The organism is Pseudoalteromonas luteoviolacea (genome assembly GCF_000814765.1).
Classification (GTDB): domain Bacteria; phylum Pseudomonadota; class Gammaproteobacteria; order Enterobacterales; family Alteromonadaceae; genus Pseudoalteromonas; species Pseudoalteromonas luteoviolacea_H.
The window spans coordinates 541,046-561,793 of sequence record NZ_JWIC01000006.1 but is presented as its reverse complement, the minus strand read 5'-3'; the positions used below and the strand labels follow the sequence as shown (position 1 = coordinate 561,793).

13 protein-coding genes are annotated in these 20,748 nt (G+C 40.4%); 7 read left to right on the top strand and 6 right to left on the bottom strand.

What is annotated here, in order from left to right; genetic code table 11:
- Positions 1-150: 150 nt before the first annotated feature.
- Together sppA and ansA are read left to right on the top strand one after the other, a co-directional pair.
- Positions 151-2,019 (top strand): signal peptide peptidase SppA, encoded by a 1,869-nt coding sequence (gene sppA, locus JF50_RS13915; RefSeq protein WP_039610188.1) that lies wholly within the window; start codon positions 151-153, stop codon positions 2,017-2,019.
- 84 nt (positions 2,020-2,103) lie between these two features.
- Positions 2,104-3,114 (top strand): asparaginase, encoded by a 1,011-nt coding sequence (ansA, locus tag JF50_RS13910; protein WP_039610187.1) that lies wholly within the window; start codon positions 2,104-2,106, stop codon positions 3,112-3,114.
- Between the two features lie 69 nt (positions 3,115-3,183).
- Here the strand turns inward: ansA and gndA are convergent, their stop codons facing one another.
- Positions 3,184-4,557: an NADP-dependent phosphogluconate dehydrogenase gene (gene gndA, locus JF50_RS13905; RefSeq protein WP_039610029.1), complete on the bottom strand. Its 1,374-nt coding sequence runs from the start codon at positions 4,555-4,557 to the stop codon at positions 3,184-3,186.
- 434 nt (positions 4,558-4,991) lie between these two features.
- On the opposite strand from gndA, the gene pyk reads away from it, so the two are divergent.
- On the top strand, positions 4,992-6,425 hold the full coding sequence (gene pyk / locus JF50_RS13900) for a pyruvate kinase (protein WP_039610028.1): 1,434 nt from the start codon (positions 4,992-4,994) through the stop codon (positions 6,423-6,425).
- 92 nt (positions 6,426-6,517) lie between these two features.
- Here pyk and JF50_RS13895 read toward each other — a convergent pair whose 3' ends face one another.
- Together JF50_RS13895 and JF50_RS13890 are read right to left on the bottom strand one after the other, a co-directional pair.
- Positions 6,518-7,342: a LytR/AlgR family response regulator transcription factor gene (locus JF50_RS13895; protein ID WP_039610027.1), complete on the bottom strand. Its 825-nt coding sequence runs from the start codon at positions 7,340-7,342 to the stop codon at positions 6,518-6,520.
- Positions 7,343-7,346: 4 nt separating this feature from the next.
- Positions 7,347-8,417 carry a sensor histidine kinase gene (locus tag JF50_RS13890; RefSeq protein ID WP_039610026.1) on the bottom strand — a complete coding sequence of 357 codons (1,071 nt, stop codon included), beginning with the start codon at positions 8,415-8,417 and terminating at the stop codon, positions 7,347-7,349.
- A 380-nt stretch (positions 8,418-8,797) separates the two neighbouring features.
- Between JF50_RS13890 and JF50_RS13885 the strand changes: the two genes are divergently transcribed.
- From JF50_RS13885 to JF50_RS13875, 3 genes are all read left to right on the top strand, one after another.
- Entirely contained in the window at positions 8,798-11,032 is a 2,235-nt protein-coding gene (locus tag JF50_RS13885; protein WP_039610025.1) for a TonB-dependent siderophore receptor, read from the top strand.
- A gap of 904 nt (positions 11,033-11,936) precedes the next feature.
- A complete protein-coding gene (locus JF50_RS13880) occupies positions 11,937-13,673 on the top strand; it encodes a M12 family metallopeptidase (RefSeq protein WP_039610024.1) in 1,737 nt (578 codons plus the stop codon).
- Positions 13,674-13,987: 314 nt separating this feature from the next.
- Positions 13,988-15,352, top strand: coding sequence for a hypothetical protein (locus JF50_RS13875; protein ID WP_039610023.1), 1,365 nt, complete (start codon positions 13,988-13,990; stop codon positions 15,350-15,352).
- 31 nt (positions 15,353-15,383) lie between these two features.
- Here JF50_RS13875 and JF50_RS13870 read toward each other — a convergent pair whose 3' ends face one another.
- Positions 15,384-16,148, bottom strand: coding sequence for a hypothetical protein (locus tag JF50_RS13870; protein ID WP_039610022.1), 765 nt, complete (start codon positions 16,146-16,148; stop codon positions 15,384-15,386).
- 585 nt (positions 16,149-16,733) lie between these two features.
- Here JF50_RS13870 and JF50_RS13865 point away from each other — a divergent pair.
- On the top strand, positions 16,734-18,005 hold the full coding sequence (locus tag JF50_RS13865) for an O-acetylhomoserine aminocarboxypropyltransferase/cysteine synthase family protein (protein WP_039610021.1): 1,272 nt from the start codon (positions 16,734-16,736) through the stop codon (positions 18,003-18,005).
- Positions 18,006-18,190: 185 nt separating this feature from the next.
- Here JF50_RS13865 and JF50_RS13860 read toward each other — a convergent pair whose 3' ends face one another.
- Positions 18,191-18,877 carry an SDR family NAD(P)-dependent oxidoreductase gene (locus tag JF50_RS13860; RefSeq protein WP_039610020.1) on the bottom strand — a complete coding sequence of 229 codons (687 nt, stop codon included), beginning with the start codon at positions 18,875-18,877 and terminating at the stop codon, positions 18,191-18,193.
- A 799-nt stretch (positions 18,878-19,676) separates the two neighbouring features.
- The gene (locus JF50_RS13850) at positions 19,677-20,714 is read right to left on the bottom strand and encodes a S41 family peptidase (protein ID WP_039610018.1); all 1,038 of its coding nucleotides are present in this window, start codon (positions 20,712-20,714) and stop codon (positions 19,677-19,679) included.
- Positions 20,715-20,748 lie beyond the last annotated feature (34 nt).

The window sequence follows — 20,748 nt, the reverse complement described above, 5'->3', positions numbered from 1 at the left end:
GTAGATAAATTTATAATAATTCCACAATATTGCGACTAAAGTGAGCGAAGTAATACTTCGTTACGTTTTATAAGTAACACTCCGCTCGCAACTAAGTTATGATAATAATGAGAGCATTTCGGTACTAAAACCAGAGGAAAAACATTGAAGCTGATCGCAAAACTATTTAAAGGCATATGGCACGCGTTGAACTTCTCTCGCAGGCTACTTGTAAACTTGGTATTTGTTGTACTTATCGTCGGCGTCGTCGTCGCTATGATGTCATCAGAAGAGGAAATCCTCGTACCTCAAGATAGCGTACTACGTCTAAATCTATCGGGTATGTTGGTTGAACAGTTAACATACATTGACCCAGTTGATGCCGCATTTGATGATGCATTCGGTCCGAGTGATAAGCCAATGGAAGTACTTGTCGATGACGTCGTTAAAGTCATCAATAAGGCGACCCATGATGATCGAATCAAAGCTATACACTTAGATCTTAAAAGTTTATACCATGGACATCTTGATAAATTGAGAGATATCACATCGGCATTAGATGCATTCAAAGAAGCAGGCAAACCTGTTTATGCCCATGGACCTTATTTTACACAGACCCAATATTACCTTGCATCTGCTGCGAACGAGATCTCTATGCACCCGTATGGCGGTTTAAGTATCAAGGGCTTCGGCACCTACCCTATGTACTTCAAAGATGCACTAGATAAGTTGCAAATTACTCAACATATTTTCCGTGTCGGTACGTACAAATCGGCAGTTGAGCCCTTTATCCGAAATGACATGTCTGATGCTGCAAAAGAAGCTAACAAGCTTTGGCTAAATAGCTTATGGGCACAGTATAAAGAAGACGTAGCAACACGCAGACCATTTGATACCGATAATTTTGATGAAACGCTAACCCAGCTTGGCGAGAAAATGTCAACTGTTGCAGGGGATTCGGCTCAATTCGCAGTTAAATATGGCTGGGTTGACTCTTTGGAAACAGACCAACAATTTAATGACAAGCTAGTAGAATTAGTTGGTGCTGACGCTAAAGGTAATAAGTACAAACAAGTAAAATTCAAAGAGTATTTAGCTTCACTTTCAAACTTCCCTACTCAACCAAACCCATTCACTGATAAAGTAGCTGTAGTCGTTGCTAAGGGCCAAATAGTAGACGGTAAACGCAAAGCCGGTATGATTGGTGGCGACTCGACAGCAGCACTACTCAGAAAAGCGCGTCTAGATAACAATGTTAAGGCAGTTGTACTACGTATCGACTCTGGCGGCGGTAGTATGTTTGCTTCCGAGCAAATCCGTAATGAAGTATTGGCTATCAAAGCAGCTGGTAAACCGATAGTTGCGTCGATGGGTTCAGTTGCAGCCTCTGGCGGATATTGGATAGCAGCCTCAGCAAATGAGATTTGGGCATCTCCTTCGACAATCACTGGCTCTATTGGTATTTTTGGTACAATTTTCACTTTCGAAAATTCATTAAAAGAGCTTGGTGTATACTCTGACGGGGTTGCAACAACCGAGTTGAAGTCCTCATCAATTTCACGAGGCATCGACCCTCAATACGCTGACATTATACAAATGGGCGTAGAAGACGCTTACGATAAGTTTTTATCAATGATTTCCGAAGCTAGGAATCTCAACAAAGCAGATGTCAATGAAGTTGCTCAAGGTCGAGTATGGCTTGCTCCTCAAGCGCTAGAGTTTGGATTAATTGACAAGCTGGGTACCAAAGAGGAAGCAATAAAGTCTGCTGCTGCCCTTGCGAGTCTTGAACATTACGAAGTGTTCACCGTAGAACAAACGCTCAGTGAGAAAGAGCAACTTATGCAACAAATTTTTGGTGCTGAGTTAGTCCAATCTCTGTTACCTAGAGCAACTCAACAGGATACGCTACAAAAGGTAACGCAACAAAGCATCAATCAATTAATCTACAAAGTACAACAAAGTGCAAATATGATTGAACTATATAACGACCCGAACAGTATATATAGTCTGTGTACTATGTGTGATGTGTCGCAATAGTTCATAGTTACAAGGTTAATGAATAAACTGCAATGTGATGCTGCAGTTGGTATACTAAGCCCAGACTCAAATCTGGGCTTTTTTATGAAAAGAAAAAAAATCTATATCGCATATACTGGCGGTACCATAGGCATGAAGCAATCAAGCAAAGGTTACGTACCCGTTGCTGGTTACCTCACAGAAACTGTAAAAAATAACGCTGAGTTCACCCGAGAAGAAATGCCGTTATTTGATATTCATGAATATTGTCCGCTCATTGACTCTTCAGACATGTCACCTAGGCACTGGCAACTTATCGCTGAAGACATCCAATCTAAATATAATGACTATGATGGGTTTGTGGTACTACATGGTACTGACACAATGGCGTATACAGCCTCTGCTCTGTCATTCATGTTTGAGAACCTGACCAAACCTGTCATTGTCACAGGTTCTCAAATTCCACTTTCTCAATTGAGATCGGATGGTCAAGTGAATTTGTTGAATGCCATGTATTTGGCTGCAAATTACCCAATTGCTGAAGTCAGCTTGTTTTTCAACAATAAACTATTTAGAGGAAATCGAGCACTTAAGGCGCATGCCGATGGCTTTGACGCTTTTGCCTCGCCAAATTTAGCGCCGCTTGCACAGGTGGGCATTAATATCCAATTACAAGAAGGCAAGTTGAGTCCTTATGTCGATCAAGACTTGGACGTCACCTCTATTCAATCTCAGCAAATTGCCGTGCTACACCTCTACCCAGGTATTAGCGCCACTATGGTTGAAAACGTGTTATCTTCAGACGTTAAAGCGCTCATTTTGTTAAGCTTTGGTGTTGGAAATGCACCTCAACAGGACGATATTTTAACTACTCTAAAAAACGCTTCTGAGCGTGGTGTTGTCATTGTAAATTTAACTCAGTGCATTCAAGGCCAAGTCAACATGGGGGGTTATGCTACAGGTAATGCGTTACTAAACTGTGGCGTAATAAGTGGCTACGATATGACGTTAGAATCTTGTTTAACTAAGTTGCATTACTTATTCAGTCAGGAATTAGAGTTAGAAACAATTCGCCATCTAATGCAGGATAACTTACGCGGAGAACTAACTAGATAAAGCTCAGTAACATAATTCTGAGTGAATCACGCATTAAAAAAGGCCACATAATGTGGCCTTTTCGTTTGATTAACGTACCTTTTCAGGAAGATCAACCAAATCAGTTAAGTGAGAAGTCTCACCACTGTGTGTTTTTATACCGTGCTCGCCAAAGTAATCGCGCTGAGCCTGAACTAAATGTCCATTGCTCGGTGTGCTGAGTGTCGCAATATACGTTTGCGTCGAAGCAAGTACTGGGAATGCTAAGCCAGTCTGGATAGCTTGCCCTGTAATACTTCTCAAGGCATTCGCTTCTGCTTCAAGTGTATCGATAAAATCAACACCTTTCGCGATATCATCAAGGTAGTCTGCACGGATGATACAACCAGCTCGCCAAGTTTGTAATGTTTTGGCTAAATCAACCTTCCACTGATGTGAACGAGATGCACCTTTAATAAGCGCAAGGCCCTGACGATAACAAAGTAAACTTGCAAAATAGAAAGCTGATTTTAATTCTGCTAAATCAATATCAATTTTTTGCGTTTCTTTTGCTTGATACGTCATTTCCTTAGCTGCAAGTGTACTAATGGTATTTGTTAAATGACGAGCCTGTACTGCAGCAACCAATGATGGAACTGCTATACCTAACTCTAGTGCATTTTGTGCAGTCCACAGGCCTGTGCCTTTTGCACCCACTTTATTGTCAATCAAATCAACTAACGGTGTTTGATTACCATCTTCTAGGCTTAGAATATGACGCGAAATTGATAACAAGTAGCTGTTCAGTTCACCTTCAGACCAAGATTCAAATACTTCAGCAACTTCTTTTGGCGTGCGGCCAGTACCAATGCGTAACAAGTGATAAATTTCAGCAATAAGCTGCATCAGTGCATACTCAATACCGTTGTGTACCATTTTCACAAAATGTCCACTTGCAGACTGACCTACACGGGCAAAACATGACTCTTCATTGTAACTTGCAGCTACTTTTTCGAACCATGGAACCAAACGCTCCCAGCCCCCCTCAGAGCCACTGGCCATCATAGCTGGGCCGTGTCTTGCGCCCTCAGCACCACCAGAGATACCCATAGTGGCAAATTCAAATTTATTTTGGTACTTAAGTTTCCGTGCAATACCATCTTTGTAGTTACTGTTTCCGCAATCAACAATAATGTCGCCTTTTGACACGCCAGCTTCAATTAGTTCATTACATACACTGTCTACAAGCTCGCCTGCAGGTACTAGCAATAATACCGAACGAGGAGGCTCTAGCCTTCTTACCATATCACCGAGATCCGATACGATATGGAGACGCTCTTCTACACCCAACGACTGTGCACAACTAATCAGCTCCGCACCAGCGTCTGGGTTTTTATCATAGGCGACTAATGTCATACCTTTCTCAATTAAGTTCAGTGCAAGGTTTTTGCCCATTACACCTAAACCAACTAATGCAACTTGCATTAAGTTTCCTCCTCGGTAACAACCACACTTAAATTCGTCTACACGATGTCCGGTACATTATACCTTAGCATTCAATAATATTCTGCTCGGGCCACCTCAAGTACTAAACAATTTGAAGTTTAGTACTTTTTACTCACAACGTGGTTTAACACAAGCAAAAGATTGCTTTACACACTGGTTAAACACGTTGTCAGTCAGAGTGTTTAGATTAATCTTCTTTCACTCTAAGATTGACGCCCACTGACACCGGTGTCATAATCACGTCATACAGATCATATAATTTAATTTGTGTATGAAAAAGGGTTTAAGGGCAAAACTTTACATAAAAGCGTAATTATCTGAGAATATTTGCTCAATTGTGCTTTTTAAGACCAATAATTAATCACTTTTTCTTAAAGAAAGATGATAGCAAGAACAGTCTACAGGAGAATCTGATGCTAAGACGCACGAAAATAGTTGCCACATTGGGACCAGCTACAGATAGAGATAATAATTTAGAAAAAATCATTCGCGCAGGTGCTAATGTAGTACGACTAAACTTTTCACATGGTGTAGCGCAAGATCACAAAAATAGAGCAGACGCTGTTCGAGAAATCGCTAAAAGATTAGACACACACGTTTCAATCCTTGCGGATCTGCAAGGTCCTAAAATCCGCGTTTCAACTTTCGCAGACGGTAAAGTTAACCTAGAAGTTGGTGCAAAATTTACACTGGATGCTGAGCTAGGTCTAGCTGAAGGTACTGTTGATGCAGTAGGTATTGACTATAAAGAGCTACCTCAAGACGTAAATAAAGGTGACCTATTATTATTGAATGACGGTTTGATTCAACTTACCGTTGATGAAGTCGTCGGTAAAAAAGTGATTTGTACTGTCACCGTTGGCGGTATTTTATCAAATAATAAAGGTATTAACCGACTAGGTGGCGGCTTAACTGCTCCAGCTTTCACCGACAAAGATAAAGAAGACTTACTCACGGCAACTGAAATTGGCGTAGATTATATTGCTGTTTCGTTCCCGCGTAGTGGCGATGACATGCGTTATGTAAGAGGCCTTGCAGAAAAAGCAGGCTCTAACGCTCAATTACTAGCAAAAATCGAACGTGCAGAAGCAGTTGAAACAGTTGAAGCAATCGATGATATTGTACTTGCATCAGACGCTGTGATGGTGGCTCGAGGTGATTTAGGTGTTGAAATTGGCGACGCAGCGCTTGTTGGTAAGCAAAAACAAATTATCAGCCGCGCACGCTCATTAAACCGAACAGTTGTCACAGCAACGCAAATGATGGAGTCGATGATTGATAACCCAATGCCGACTCGTGCCGAAGTAATGGACGTTGCAAATGCTGTGCTTGATGGTACCGATGCGGTGATGTTATCAGCTGAAACGGCTGCTGGTGACTATCCGGAAGAAACCGTTGCGACTATGGCGCGTGTTTGTTTAGGTGCAGAATCTCAGCCAGAAACACACATTTCTAAACATAGACTAGACAGCATGTTCTCTGATACGTCCGAAACATTAGCGCTGTCTGCTATGTATGCTGCAAACCATTTAGATTCTGTAAAAGCAATCGTAGCGTTAACTGAGTCTGGTAACACCGCTAAATTGATGTCTAGGATAAGCTCTGGTTTACCAATTTACTCGCTTTCTCGTCACGCAAGAACATTGGGACAGACTGCATTATATCGTGGTGTGTACCCGGTATACTTTGATTCAACAAGCTGTACTACAGACTCTTTAGTTAGGGATGCACTAAACTCGCTTGTTGAAAGTGGCGCTCTAGAAAAAGGTGATACTGTAATTCTTACACACGGCGACTTAATGGAAACTATTGGCGCAACCAATACGTTGAAAATTGTCACTGTGTAACCAATTACGTTAACAGCTCAAAACTAAGCCCGACGATATGTTGGGCTTTTTTATACCAGGTCACCAGACTAAATAACGTGTTAAGGGCTAAGTTAACTTGCTAATGCAGATTTAACTTTATCTCTATAGCTTCGACTCACTTTTAGCTCTTGACCGTTATCCAATACAAGTAAATATTCACCACTACTTTGTGTTACTAACTTGCTGATTTGTCCCGTATTAACTATCGCAGAACGATGCACTCGAACAAATAGTTTAGGATCTAGTTCCTGCTCAAGTTCTTTCATTGTCTTGCGCAAAATATGTGTCTGGCCATCAGCGCAGTGCAAACACATGTAGTCGCCAGCGGCATCAATCCACTGAATTGTGGCAGTCGATACTCTAATAATTTCGCCCTGCTCTTTTACAGCAAGGGATTCTGGGAATTTTTTGTCTTCAATTGCGTCACCCGTAGCTAACTTTTTAAGGATCTCTTCGCAATTATTACCGGTTATTCCCGCCACAAAGCTGGCAAGCTTTTTCTTATGGGCGTTGTCTTGTTGATTCTTCAAATAACTTTGCACTTTTTCAATCGCCTGTTTTAGTCTGTTGTCATCGACTGGTTTAAGGATGTAATCCAAAGCGTGGATTTCGAACGCCTTGACCGCATAGTGATCAAACGCTGTAACAAAGACAATAGCAGGTAAAGGTTTTACACTTTCACTTAAAATGCGTGCTACTTCAAAGCCATTTAAACCCGGCATCTGGATATCTAGAAAGACCAAATCAATATCCTGTTGCTGACAAATATCTATAGCTTTTTGTCCACCGTTACAAAGTTCAATTACTTCTATTTCTTCAAATTCTCTTAGCCTGACCGACAAGCCCTTTCTCGCTAGCGGCTCGTCATCGACAATTATCGTTTTAATCTTGCTCATTACTTCACTTCTCGGCCTTTTCAAACGGAACTCGTATGTTTGCCTTCAATCCTGAAGGTGTATTATTTGATAACACAAACGAATAGTTGTTCTCGTATAGTGTTTTTAATCTATCTTTGGTATTGGCGATGCCAACACCACTTGCATTGCTTAGCTGACCGTCAGTAAGCTCTGCACCCGGACCATTGTCACCAACTTCTAACAATAGTTCATTGGCGAATACTTGCGCTTTAATTTCAATTTTGCCGCCTTCGTCCATATGCGCAATGGCATATTTAATGGCGTTTTCAATCAGCGGCTGCAAAATCAAACTTGGAACAAGTGCGTTTTTTGCTTGCTCCGTAACATCTAATTCTATCGCGAGACGTTCATCAAAACGTACTTTCTCTATTTCTAGATACAACTGAAGTGCATGTAGTTCCTGTTCAAGCGGCACTTTTTTAATTGGATCAGTGTTTAAGGTGTATCTTAAAAAGTCGCTGAGCCTAGACACCATTTGATTTGCGTCTTTATTTTCTTCGACCAAAATAAGCGTCGAAATGGCGTTTAATGTGTTAAATAAAAAATGGGGGTTAAGCTGGTAACGCAGCATTTTTAACTGCGCTTCATGTGCCATTGTATTTGCCTTAAGCGCTTTTTGCCGTTCACTCTGTAGCAACTGATAATACTTGATACCAAAATATAGGCCGCTCCAGCACAACACAATATAAACCGAATCGAGTCCTTGTTGAAGATAATAAAACCATTCTTCAGGGCGATAACCATGTCGATATATTTCCCAAAGGTTGTACTTTTGAACCACGGACCACAAAGTGCCAGTAATATACGACACACTAAAAACAACGAATATGAGTACCCAGGGTTTTGCATTCCATACTCGGCGATAAAGATATCTGAGAGGCACAGTCATCAAACAACCAGCATACGCATTGAGCACGATGACAAAGACGTATATGTCACGCATTTCAAATACTTTTGAGCCTATATAGTTGACCAGCGCATAGCCAATCCATCCTGAAATCTGTAGTACCCAAAAAAATCGTTGTCGATTATCGACTAAAGCTTGCCAATTCAAATTTACATTTACCTCTTCTAACTTACCTTGGATTATATCCTATAGAAAACACCATAAGCACTACCAATAGTCTTGTATTTCCAACAATTAACCGCAAACACATAGCATGTTGAAACACTGTAACACCTACGCAACGAACAAGGTTCTCTCTTTAATATCAACCAGAGTACACTCTTAAATCTCTTCCTTCTGTCTGCCTTCACAGAACTTTGACAGTAGGCTATAGGGGTACATATGTAAATATTAAATGACATTTTATACTCATCTGTTACAGCTCATCTATAGATATGTTTACGCCTTAAAAAACAGCAATAACACCATTGATAATCGTTATCACTTACAATACTATTCGCGCGATTATTAAATAATAAGGGAAAATCATGCGCTCATTCAAAACCAAACACCCGATGCTCTTGTCAGCACTTGCAATTGCTTTCTCTGGAGCTTCCATTGCTGATGACTCAAAAAAGAACAATGAATTAGAAATCATTGAAGTCAGTCCAAAAGGTCTAATTTCTTATGTTAGTGCGAGTGCATCAAAATCGGATGTACCAATTACAAAAACGCCTGTGTCAGTATCTGTACTTACATCAAAGCGAATTTCAGATCTAGGCGCTGAGACGCTGCAAGACGCAATTGGTTATGTAGCTGGCGTATATAACGGTCCATATGGTGTTGATACACGTGGCGATTGGTCGAAAATTCGCGGTGTAGACCCTTTAGTCTATGTAGACGGTTTGCAGATGCAATTTGGCCACTATAACAATACCCGTACCAACCCTTATACTTTAGAGCGCGTTGAAATTTTAAAAGGTCCTTCATCAGTACTCTATGGGCAAGGCTCTACAGGTGGGATTATTAACTCTGTTTCTAAACGCCCACACAGCGAAACGAAAGGTGAAATATGGGCACAAGTTGGTAACTATGACAGAGTACAACTTGCCGGTGATTACAATACCGCGTTTGGCCAAAGCGATGAATACCAAGCACGTTTCGTGGGGGTATACCGTAATAGTGACACCCAGACTGATTTCGTTGAAGATAATACTTTTGTTTTTGCACCCAGCTTCGCTTGGGATATCAATCAAGATACACGTTTAACAATTTTGACTAATATACAGGAAAATGAATCAGGTTCATCAACGCAGTTTTTTCCACATGAAGGCACGATTTTACCAGCTAAATATGGACAGATCCCAAGCGAGCGCTTTGTCAGTGAGCCTAGCTGGGACCGTTATGACACAGAACAATTCGCTATTACTGCGATTGTAGAACACAGTATTTCTGAAGATACTCAAATTAATTGGTCAACACGTTACAGTGACAGCTCATCTGAATACCGTACTATTTTTTCTTGGCCACCTAAATTTGAAGCGGACAAGCGATCGATCAATCGTATATTCAGCATGTCTGATGGTGAATCAAAGAGCCTGTTAAGTGATGTACAAGTTCATCAATATGTAGAGTTTAATGACTTAGAGATCAACATTGTTGCAGGTATTGACTTCCAAGATGCTGAAACTCGCACAAGCCGCCTGCGTGGGGGGGTATCGTCTCCACTCGATCTTTATAACCCAGTATATGGACTACACGATCCGTTACCAACCGAAATCACAAATATCGCACCGGAGCAAACTGACAGTCAGCTTGGCGGATATTTGCAGGCAACGTTCGAATACAAGCACTTTGTTTTAAATGCAGCACTTCGTCATGACGATATTGAACAAAAAACATGGGAAACGGCAGGTAACAACGCGACCCTCACTCAAGTGTCAAAGTCACAAAGTGCTTTAACCGGCAGAATCGGCGCGCTATATCAATTCGAAAATGGTTTGTCTCCGTATGCAAGTTACTCTGAGTCGTTCCAGCCACTTTATGGCTCAAAGCCACAAGGCGGAAGCTATAAACCTAAAGAAGGTGAGCAAATTGAATACGGTGTTAAATACCAACCAGCAGGCACAGAGCACTTGATCACAGCCAGTGTTTTCCACATCACAGACAAAAACCACGTGAGAGAAATCTCTCCTCTTGAGCACGTACAAGATGGAGAAGTATCAGTAGACGGTTTTGAATTAGAAGCGCAATTAGAGTGGGAAAACCTTGATGTATATGCTTCTTATGCCTATACCGACTCAAAAATGGACACTACGCCGCTGTCATCTGAAGAAATCTTCGCGCAAGCTTCACTATTAGCACAGCAAGTTCAAGATCCTGCTATGCAACAACAAATCATGGCTGGCGCAGTCTTAATGACAGGTACTGACGATGTGGCACTATCTGCAACGCCTGAACATTTGGCATCGGTATGGGCAACTTATCGTGCCGATAATTTAGTTGAAGGCCTGAAGTTTGGTGCTGGTATTCGATATGTTGGTAAAACATTTGACGGTAGCCGTTCTGTATCGATTGGCGGGGTTGACTATCATAAGGCCTTAACAACTGACAGCTTTACTCTTTATGATATGATGATCGGCTATCAGTTTAATGACTACGAGTTAAGCTTAAACATTGACAACTTAACAGACAAGACGGTCATTACCAGCTGCTTATATCGTGGTGACTGCTTCTATGGCCAGCGCCGCACTGTAACTGCTAATTTAAAATATCGCTTTTAATCTAAAAAGATAAGCTTGGCGTCATTGGCTATGTGTCAATGACGCTATTTAAGCTATAACGATTAAAATATACCTTTATCTTAGTCAGCATACTCACAGTTGACCCTTACAATAACCATCAATTGCACGCCATAACTTTATAAAACTTCAAAACCAAGTCTGCGCTAATGAAAGCAACGCACAAAACCATAGAGCATAATCAAATGGAGATGAAGCGGTAGTGCTAAAATAGAAAGTGTTCTTGCAGGAAAATACGTATGCTTAGGCATAATAAAAGTCAGTACGGGTATTACAAACATCCACAATTGTAAAACAAGTTAAAACATACCCCAATACTTGCAATGTTTATTAATTAAGAACCACCAGCATAGTAAAGGGCTAACGGATACCGCATAAGACACTATTTTAATATTATTTAATTTAGAATGAGTAATATTTCTCACAATCTTTCAAACATCAACACGTTCCACAATCTAATTACATTGGGGTTAGGAATAAAAAATCAACGAATAAACATTAAATTCACACAATCCAGTGAAAAAATAAAAACAGCCATTAGCACCATACATTTCAACCACGCACTCAAGTCATTGAAAATGACAACTTAAATAAATAGCAAGGTAAGCAATGCTATTGAACATCAATATATTAACAGTAAAAAACACAAAAAGGACTAGCAACTAATTCTTTCTCAAACAACCAGCTAAAGTTATAAATATTAAAAACATCATAAAATCATCGAAAAACCCAAAATAACCCCCTTCCCCACACTCAAGCACAAAAAAGCTTAACAAATAGAAAATATGATCTAATACGAGTAGCTAAAGAAAGGAGACCATTTAAAGTGTAATTTAAATTCAACCTATTCACATTTATTTAAATAATCATATAAGTGACAAATAAAATGAAAAAACGAACGCTTTTACTTCTCGGGTTTCTAAATGTACCCGTATTCACGAATGCAACAATATCGTCGCAAAATGAACATCAACCCATTGACCATAATTTTAACGCTCAGACTGAGTATTATGTTGAAGGCGATATGGTATTCGACGAGTCGGCGCGACATACCAACCTGCGTACCATAAAAACCTCGGGTTTAGATAGCGCTATCGCGTGGCCAAGTGGAACTGTACCATTCCAGCTGGTTAATATCGTCAATGGCAGTCAACACGAAAAAAACATCTTAAAAGCGATGGAGAACCTTGAGCGTGCTTCTGGCGTAAACTTTATCCGAAAGACACCCAGTCACACTAATTATTTGGCCATTTATGGCAATGCATATAACGCTGAAGCAGAAAAATATAGAGTCTGTCACGCCCAAGTCGGCTATGGCAACGGCGGAGTTCGTAAAACTTGGATCCCAAGCTATTGTGGGATAAGTACTGCAACGCATGAATTAATGCATATTCTTGGCTTTCGCCATGAACATCAACGCACGGATCGCGATTACCATCAACGAGATGGGCACTATTACTCCATGACTGTCAATGAGGAATTCATCCCCTGTGGCGTGCAAGGAGCATATTCAACCTCAATTTATGTATCGCGCACCCTGCCCTATGATCACGAATCGATAATGCATTACAGAAACTATAGCCGCACTGGGTGTGAAACCGGTGAAGTTGGCAAAACATTTACGTATAAAAGTATTAGTACAGGGGAAGCTTTTGAAGATACCGGTAACACTAGGCTATCACAAGGAGATTTACGATCGTTAAGACAAGTCTATGCCCGAAACCGATCACAAACACCCACGATACTAGGGCCGGACCACACAGAAAAAGCCAGCCTCAGATATTCAGTAGTGTGGTATCAAGTACACGATTACCCTGATTATTTCAGAGTTAATGAAACATCAGAGGAATTCATCGATATTAATCAGAATGGTCAGTTAGATGCTGGGGAGTTTAATACGTATCGGATTGACGCTGACGCGTACTGGAAAGATGCCTTTGAGATCTATTTCGGCGACTCTGAAACCGAAAAAAGAAATGGTTACCGCTATCGGTATACCGTACAAGCCTGCTGGAATAATGCCATGTGCTCTAATGAATCTAGAGCGAAAACTTACTCAGTTTTACAAAAAGCACAAGAGCCAGATCTTTTCATAGACGATTCAACTCCCGGAGACAAAGAGTTTTATCTTCGCTGGAATAAGCAAATACAAGTTCAATATGTAAAAATCAGCCGCAATGGCGTAAGCCTTGGAGATCATGAAGGAGAGTCGCTCAAGCAAAATCTTTCAACTGGTACTTATCAATACGAGGTAGAGGCTTGTAATGAACGAGGTTGCAGTGAACCCGTTACGCTTACACACCATCACATAATTGCTGAAGGAAACAAGCCAACTGAGTCGCCTTATATAGAATCCCTCGCCTTCACGGAGTACCTTGGTGACGCTGAGTTTGAGTTTAGAAAAGTTGCCCGCGCCACAGAATATCGCTTTCAGGTTAGCGGACAAGCGATAAATTATACTGGTAGTGTTTTTTATTCTTACAGTGAACATGGTGGTGGATATGCACGCTTTTACACCCGCTCTGTCCCACAAGGCACCTATCAAGTTACTATTACACCTTGTAATAGTAACGGGTGTGGACCAAAGGCTACAAAAGTAGTCTATGTCGAATTAGACACATAAGCTTAGATAAAATAGCCTCAGCCAATATGGATACGTGGCTGGGGTTTACAATATCTATATTAAATTTAATAATCCATAATTTAAAAACCTTACATATAAACTAAAATAAAAACCAATAAAAACACCATCAAATAAAAAATTATAAAAAATAAAAACTCCAATAAAACATACCCAACTCTCAACTCACCCTCAACCATTAAATACCATGAATAAATATATTAATAATATTACATTAATAATTAATAGACCGTCTTGAATTATTGTTTATTTTATGAGTAGATAAAGTCGACTTTATATAAATAAAAGGAGAATTTATGAAAAAAGTCACAATGACAGGTGTCGCTTTAGCGCTTTTACCAGTTTTGTCTATTGCAAGCGAACCGACTTCATTACCTGTTGGGTTTACTGACTCGCTTGATTCGGGCGATCGTGTTATTCATTCAAATCAACAGTTAACACCTCAGCCGCGACTTAATCGCTTTTCAACACAAGCTCTGGAGCAAGCATCTACAACAGCAATTACACCACTTTGTCCAAATACCCTTAACATCGACACAGTTTACCCGCTCGCTGGAGCGCAAACTGGTAATTCAGATTGTTTTCATTTTAAGCTAGCTAACACGAGTAAAATTTATGCATTTGTGTCCGCGCAATCCGCTCAGACAAATGTTAATTTATCAGTTATACGTCATAACTCTGATGATACGCTCACCCTCGTAGGAACTTCATCAAACGTCGCTGGTGCAGATGAAATCATCAATGCAATTTCTCAACCAGGTGACTATTACTGGGTTTTAGATTATGCACAAGCCGATGGTTCAGAGTTTAACTTCGGGGTAATGACAAGCCAATATGTGGACGGATATGAAGTCAATGACACTATTGCTGAATCATCGATATTGGCCGATCAGCTCAACACGGTTGTTGGTAACCTAGATAGTATTCTCGATATGGATCATTATGTATTCGAAGCAAAAAGAGGTCAGGAAGTATTATTAAAGTTTTTGGACCCAAATAATTCTGCTGAATTTGTTCTCGAGTACTTAGAAGCCGGCACCTGGGTTGAAGTAGATATCAGCAAAGGGAAATTAATAACTCCTACCCAAGCAGGAGAATTACAAGTAGTTCGCGTAAGACCAAACTACGCGCTTCCTAATAACCCTGAAAACGTCTACCAACTCACTTTTGGGTCAAATGTTGCATCTTTCTCACAACATTCTGTCACACCAGACCCGAATGTATTGCGTGTTCCTTATTCAGCTGAAAGCTCCCCTTACATGACGACACAAACCTACCAGAAACTAACTTGGAGCCTAACATTGCAAGACTCCACTGGACACCCTGTTGCTGGCGGCCAAGCGCTATTCTTTAGATGGAGCGACTATTGGAATATGACCACATCTAATTTTGAGCTCACAACTGCTGTTTCAGATGCACAAGGTAAAATCACACAAGTCATCGATTTAGGAAGGTGTACAAGCGGTAGGTATGAAACTAATCACATAGAGCGCAGCTTAGGTTATACAAATGAGTGGCGCTCCCGCTATAACATAGGTGCATGGAGAGTCCAAATACCCAGCGGCTTAACGGAAAGTATTGGTATCGGCGGTCCTAACCATTCGGTTGTTACGTTAGGACATATTTGCGATCAAGACTTATTATCTAGCACCCGTCAATAGGGATAAAAAGGCGGAAGGAACTTCCTTCCGCTTAATTTTGTTTTGCAAACAGAGGCTCGGCTTTTTCTCTGAGTTGATCAGACACATTCATAGTCCAGTCCCATTTATTCAAGGCATATCCCGAGAACTTTACCTCCTCAGCACTGTTAAGGCTATGATCTAGCATTTCTTTAAAGTTAAATATATCGGCAAAATTATCATTGTTGACATCATATTTACCCCAGTACTGACTAGTACCAGCGCTGCCTCGTTCAATTTCAATCCCCTCGATAAAATGCGCTTTAAAGTCCTGCGCTGCCTCAACCAATTTAGTGTTACTATTCAAACTATCTTCAATTATCTGCTTTTGTTTTTGATTCAAATGACCCGTTGCAACTAACTGTCCAGAAGTGTCAATCGAGAAGCCCCAACTTTTGTTTTTAAGTTCAGGTGCCAATTCATATATGGTAGAAGAAATACTTTTGTACTGCTCGGCCATTCTATTTGCAGCCTCAGGGGTATCATGCAAGTATAATTTACTCGTAGAGTTTGCAACCCGTTCTATCAGTTCTCTATGTTGCTCATACCGTGCGGGTAAATCAAGCTTGCCACTTTTTGTATACATGATGGTCTCTAGCTTTCCATTATCTGACTTAGCACGCATTTCTTCTGCAGGGCGCGCAGGCTGAGAATGTAAAGGAGGTGAGGCTGAATCCACCTGCTTTACGTTTTTACTCTCTGAAATCACATTTTTGATTTGATCTGCAGTTGATTTATTTGCATGCAAAAGAACTCCTGCATTAGCATCTATTTTCATGTCATTATCCTTATAACCATTCCACTCTTATTTCTATCGGTAGAAACAAGAAAAACTTAACGAAATTTCATATAAATTTTAATATACACATTATATAACCCCTATACTATAAACAATTATTTATTAGGCACTCAGTATTTAAGAGACATACTCAATAATTTGCACATTACTCGTCATTAATTCAGAGAACATTTTAAATCGTCAAATAAAAACCGTGTGATTCCTGTATAAAGCAGTCCCAATAAACACGTCGAAACTGCTCTCTGCTTCAAATCCAAAGCAACACTATAGCACTTCACTCAGTTGCAAACTGAGACGATCGCATAGCCTCAATGCGATGCAAACCCGAAAAATGCCAGAGTTGCTCCAAGTAACATAACTGTAAAATACATACAGTTTGCACAGCAGTTGACCTTCCATTTTTCTTACACCACATTGTTTCTTTCAACGGAAAGAAAGTATGCTATGTTGAAGTCTAATTTTTATTAAATTTATAAGCCTAATGCGACTTCTCATTTAACCAACTCTGCGTTTGTGTATTCGTACAGGCTAGTACTTTAATGACACTGTATTAAGGAGAACTCTGTGAAATTAGAATCTATTGCATTGCACGAAGGGTATACTTCAGAACAAACAACCAAATCCGCAGCCGTCCCCATATATCAAACAACCTCATATACTTTTGACAATACAGCGCATGGTGCTGATCTGTTTAACCTTGCAGTTCCAGGGAATATTTATACACGCATCATGAACCCAACCAATGATGTGCTTGAGAAACGGGTCGCAGCAATGGAAGGTGGGATCGGTGCACTTGCAGTTTCATCAGGTATGGCGGCAATTACGTACGCCATTCAATGCCTTACTGAAGTGGGCGACAATATTGTCAGTACAAGTCAGCTCTACGGGGGCACCTATAACTTATTTGCGCACTCATTACCAAGACAAGGTGTAGAAGTCAAAATGGTTTCTTATGACGATTTTGCAGGGTTTGAGGCCGCAATTGATAATAACACCAAGGCAATATTTTGTGAGTCGATTGGTAATCCTGCTGGCAATATTGTCGATATTACTCGAATAGCAGACATAGCGCATAAATATGGCGTGCCTGTCATTGTAGATAATACGGTAGCAACGCCCTATTTATGCCGCCCATTTGAGCTAGGTGCTGATATAGTCGTCCACTCATTGACCAAGTATATTGGAGGCCATGGCACATCAATCGGTGGTATCATTGTCGACTCTGGTAAATTTGACTGGATGGCAAATAAAGACCGATTTGCCGTGTTAAATCAACCTGACCCTTCATATCACGGGGTTGTTTACACCGAAGCTTTTGGCGAAGCAGCTTACATCGGACGCTGTCGAGTAGCACCACTTCGAAATACCGGTGCGGCCTTATCTCCAATGAATGCTTTTCAGATATTACAAGGTCTCGAAACGCTTGGACTGAGAATGGACCGTCACTGTGATAACGCAGAAAAGCTGGCTGAGTTTTTAAAACAGCACCCTAAAGTGGAGTGGGTAAATTATGCTGCACTTGCAGGCAGCCCCGACTACGATAATTGCCATAAAATCACACATGGCAGAGCATCCGGTATTTTAAGCTTTGGCATTACCGGAGGTATCGAAGCATGTACAAGGTTTATTGACGCGTTAAACATGATCCTGCGTTTAGTCAATATTGGTGATGCCAAATCATTGGCCTGCCACCCAGCATCAACAACACACAGACAACTAAATAAAACAGAGCTCGCATCTGCTGGCGTGAGTGAAGATCTGGTTCGGATTTCAGTGGGTATAGAACATATTGACGATATTATTAACGATGTCTCACAAGCGTTAGATAAGGCTTAGTTGGTGCTGTTTTTTTAATAACCCTTATCAAAAAACCTAGAACCTCTTCTGCTGAGGTAATGTATTTTACCTCAGCCATTAATGACCGATTGAACCCCATAGACAATGATAGTGTTTTTCAACAACGAAGTGCCAAGCTGGCATTAAAACCTTGCATTTATCACCAACCCTATCTTGGATAAAAATTAACAAGTAAATTTTTGAGTCAATGTGATGTCACCTATCGCTGTGTTTCTACTCGATTGGAGAACAAACTCAACAGCCCTAACAACATCTTCTATTGGAATAGGAATAAGGTCAGACTGCGCATTTAAGCTAATATCTTCTAAAACTTCATCCGTGCCCACTAGCCCCGGATTGATGGTTGTGAACCCGATACCTTGATTTTTGCAGCCAATTCGAAGGGCATGTACTGCCCCTCTTAGCCCAAACTTAGACGCAGAGTAAGCAACCTCAGAGGTAGTAGAAAGCTCTAGCCCTGACGTAGCCCCTATGAATATTGCTCTTGGGTTTTTGGACTTCCTGAGGTTTGGCAACAGGCCTTTGACAAGTTCAATCGGTGCAATTTGATTAATATCGATGATATTTTTAGTCTCAGAATATGGGCTTGTCTCAAAATCGTAATGCTCAGTAAATGCATGTTTTTCCCAAACCCCACCCATATAAAGTAATGCATCAATAGTGTGATCTGATGTTTCATGCAATACTTTTTGAATACCATCGATCTCGGAAATGTCCGCTTCGATCCACTTACCAACTGTAGATGGCGTTCGAGAGACAGAAAAAACGTAATCTCCTTTTGCGTGATAGAATTGCGCAACAGCCAAGCCAATGCCACGACTAGCCCCTACAACTATTAGATTTTTCTGCATGCCTACTCCTTATGGCAAAATAAAATGTGCTATGAATTGGATAACTGATTTTTAGTTCACCACTTGGTAAACCCGATTAACCTTAAGTTAGACCTCTCTGAACTTACAGCATCGTATCAATATGTATTAAATGTTGTTGCAGCAATACTGTCACACTTAGTATCTAAATGAAAAAACAGGTCAGTACAGCGCACATCTAGCTTTCACCATACTTATTCGTTTACTACAGGCACTTTTTAGTATGTGCCATTGAATAACCATCAAAACGGCCATTTTTATATCGCTTACCGATACAATATTCTCCTTTCTCATTTGGCTTATACTGAATGACAAGCTCTACATAGGCGCTCGTAAGAGGCTTAATAGTAACGACTTTAATCGCACCCGATCGACTACCTCTGAACCCATAACTAAACGGTTTTATGTATGAAAATTGACGATATGTAATTAAATCTTGTTTTTGAAATAATTCAGAGTGAACCAACGACCAAAATAATACACTCACAAATGTAATTAAAAAAGTGGCCAAAACTGCGAGCTTTATTTTTGTTTTTAACTTTAATCTAACCCGATATTTCATAGTGCAATAAACGCCGTATTAAGCTTGAGATAACGCCAACACGTAAGCCAATCTATGCTTAGTAAACGAATAACCTCTGCGGTTGAATGTACTTCAAGATAAATTCAAACATCAATTAAATGATGATGCAACTAACCTGCAATATTGATTACTTCTCTCCAAGTACTTCGTGAAGCAACTCGGGGGTTTTAAAGTACTTCACGATTGTGCGCTGCTTTTTTAATCCGCGAGGGGCTGTTCGTCAAGCGACAACTCTGTAAGTTTGTCATTAATTTCCTTTATTTGATGCTCATTAGAAGCAGCGTTCTTAATTTTTTTAAGTGCGCTTTGATAAGCCACATCAAAGGCATTATCACTAGACGCTTCAATATGTGGCTTAACGCCAACTGCTTCCCAATTGGTTTTTGTTATCGGATTAATTGACTTTGCTATCGGTATACCCGCCCTAAAACCCTGCCCTAACTCATAAAACTGCCAAGGATTTGCCCCACCTTTTGTTATTTCTCCCACTAGAGTAGCTCGATTAAGGTGCTTGAGGTTATAAGCAAACTCCTCTGCTGCTGAAAATGTATCGCTGCTAGTGAGTATATATATTGGGGTAGTTAAATTAATTGGGCCAGCTATGTTATTAAGGGTATAGAACTCACGAGTAGAGTCGGTCGTGCGCCAATACATGCTATTTAAGTGAGTATTCGGCTTTAAAAAATAGCTGCTGATCAGCTGCACCATTTCTGCGCTCCCACCACCGTTTTTTCGAAGGTCTAAGATCAGTGCGTCTGCGCTGGAGACAAACCCCATTACGCCTTCTACTATTTTTTTTGAATCTTTTGATAATGCATCAAATCCCCAAAAATCTACATAGCCAACGTTACCGTCAAGTATTTCTACCCGATTAAACCCCGAGTTCTTGCGACTTAACTTAGCAAACCAAGACTCACGCACGGCACTATGAGTGTGCTTTTTATTTTGGTTTCGCCACTGCACACTAAAGTGCTTATCAAATTTTTGCAATTCTTTAGTCAGTAACGAAGCAAACTGCTCTTGTGACTGGCTATCAGAAAACGCACTACTCGACTTTAAGTTAGCAAGTGCATTTGAAATTTCATCTAGCTTGTTTACTTCAACATATTGCTGCTTAATACGCTTGTTGAGCTCATTCAAAGTTGTCGCTCTATCATCATAGCTGATGTCAGCACATACCAATGGAGACAAAATAACTAAACAGCCTCCTAAAATAATCTTATCCTTAAATTTCATTATTTTTTCCTTTTTTAATATGGTCACAAAACGC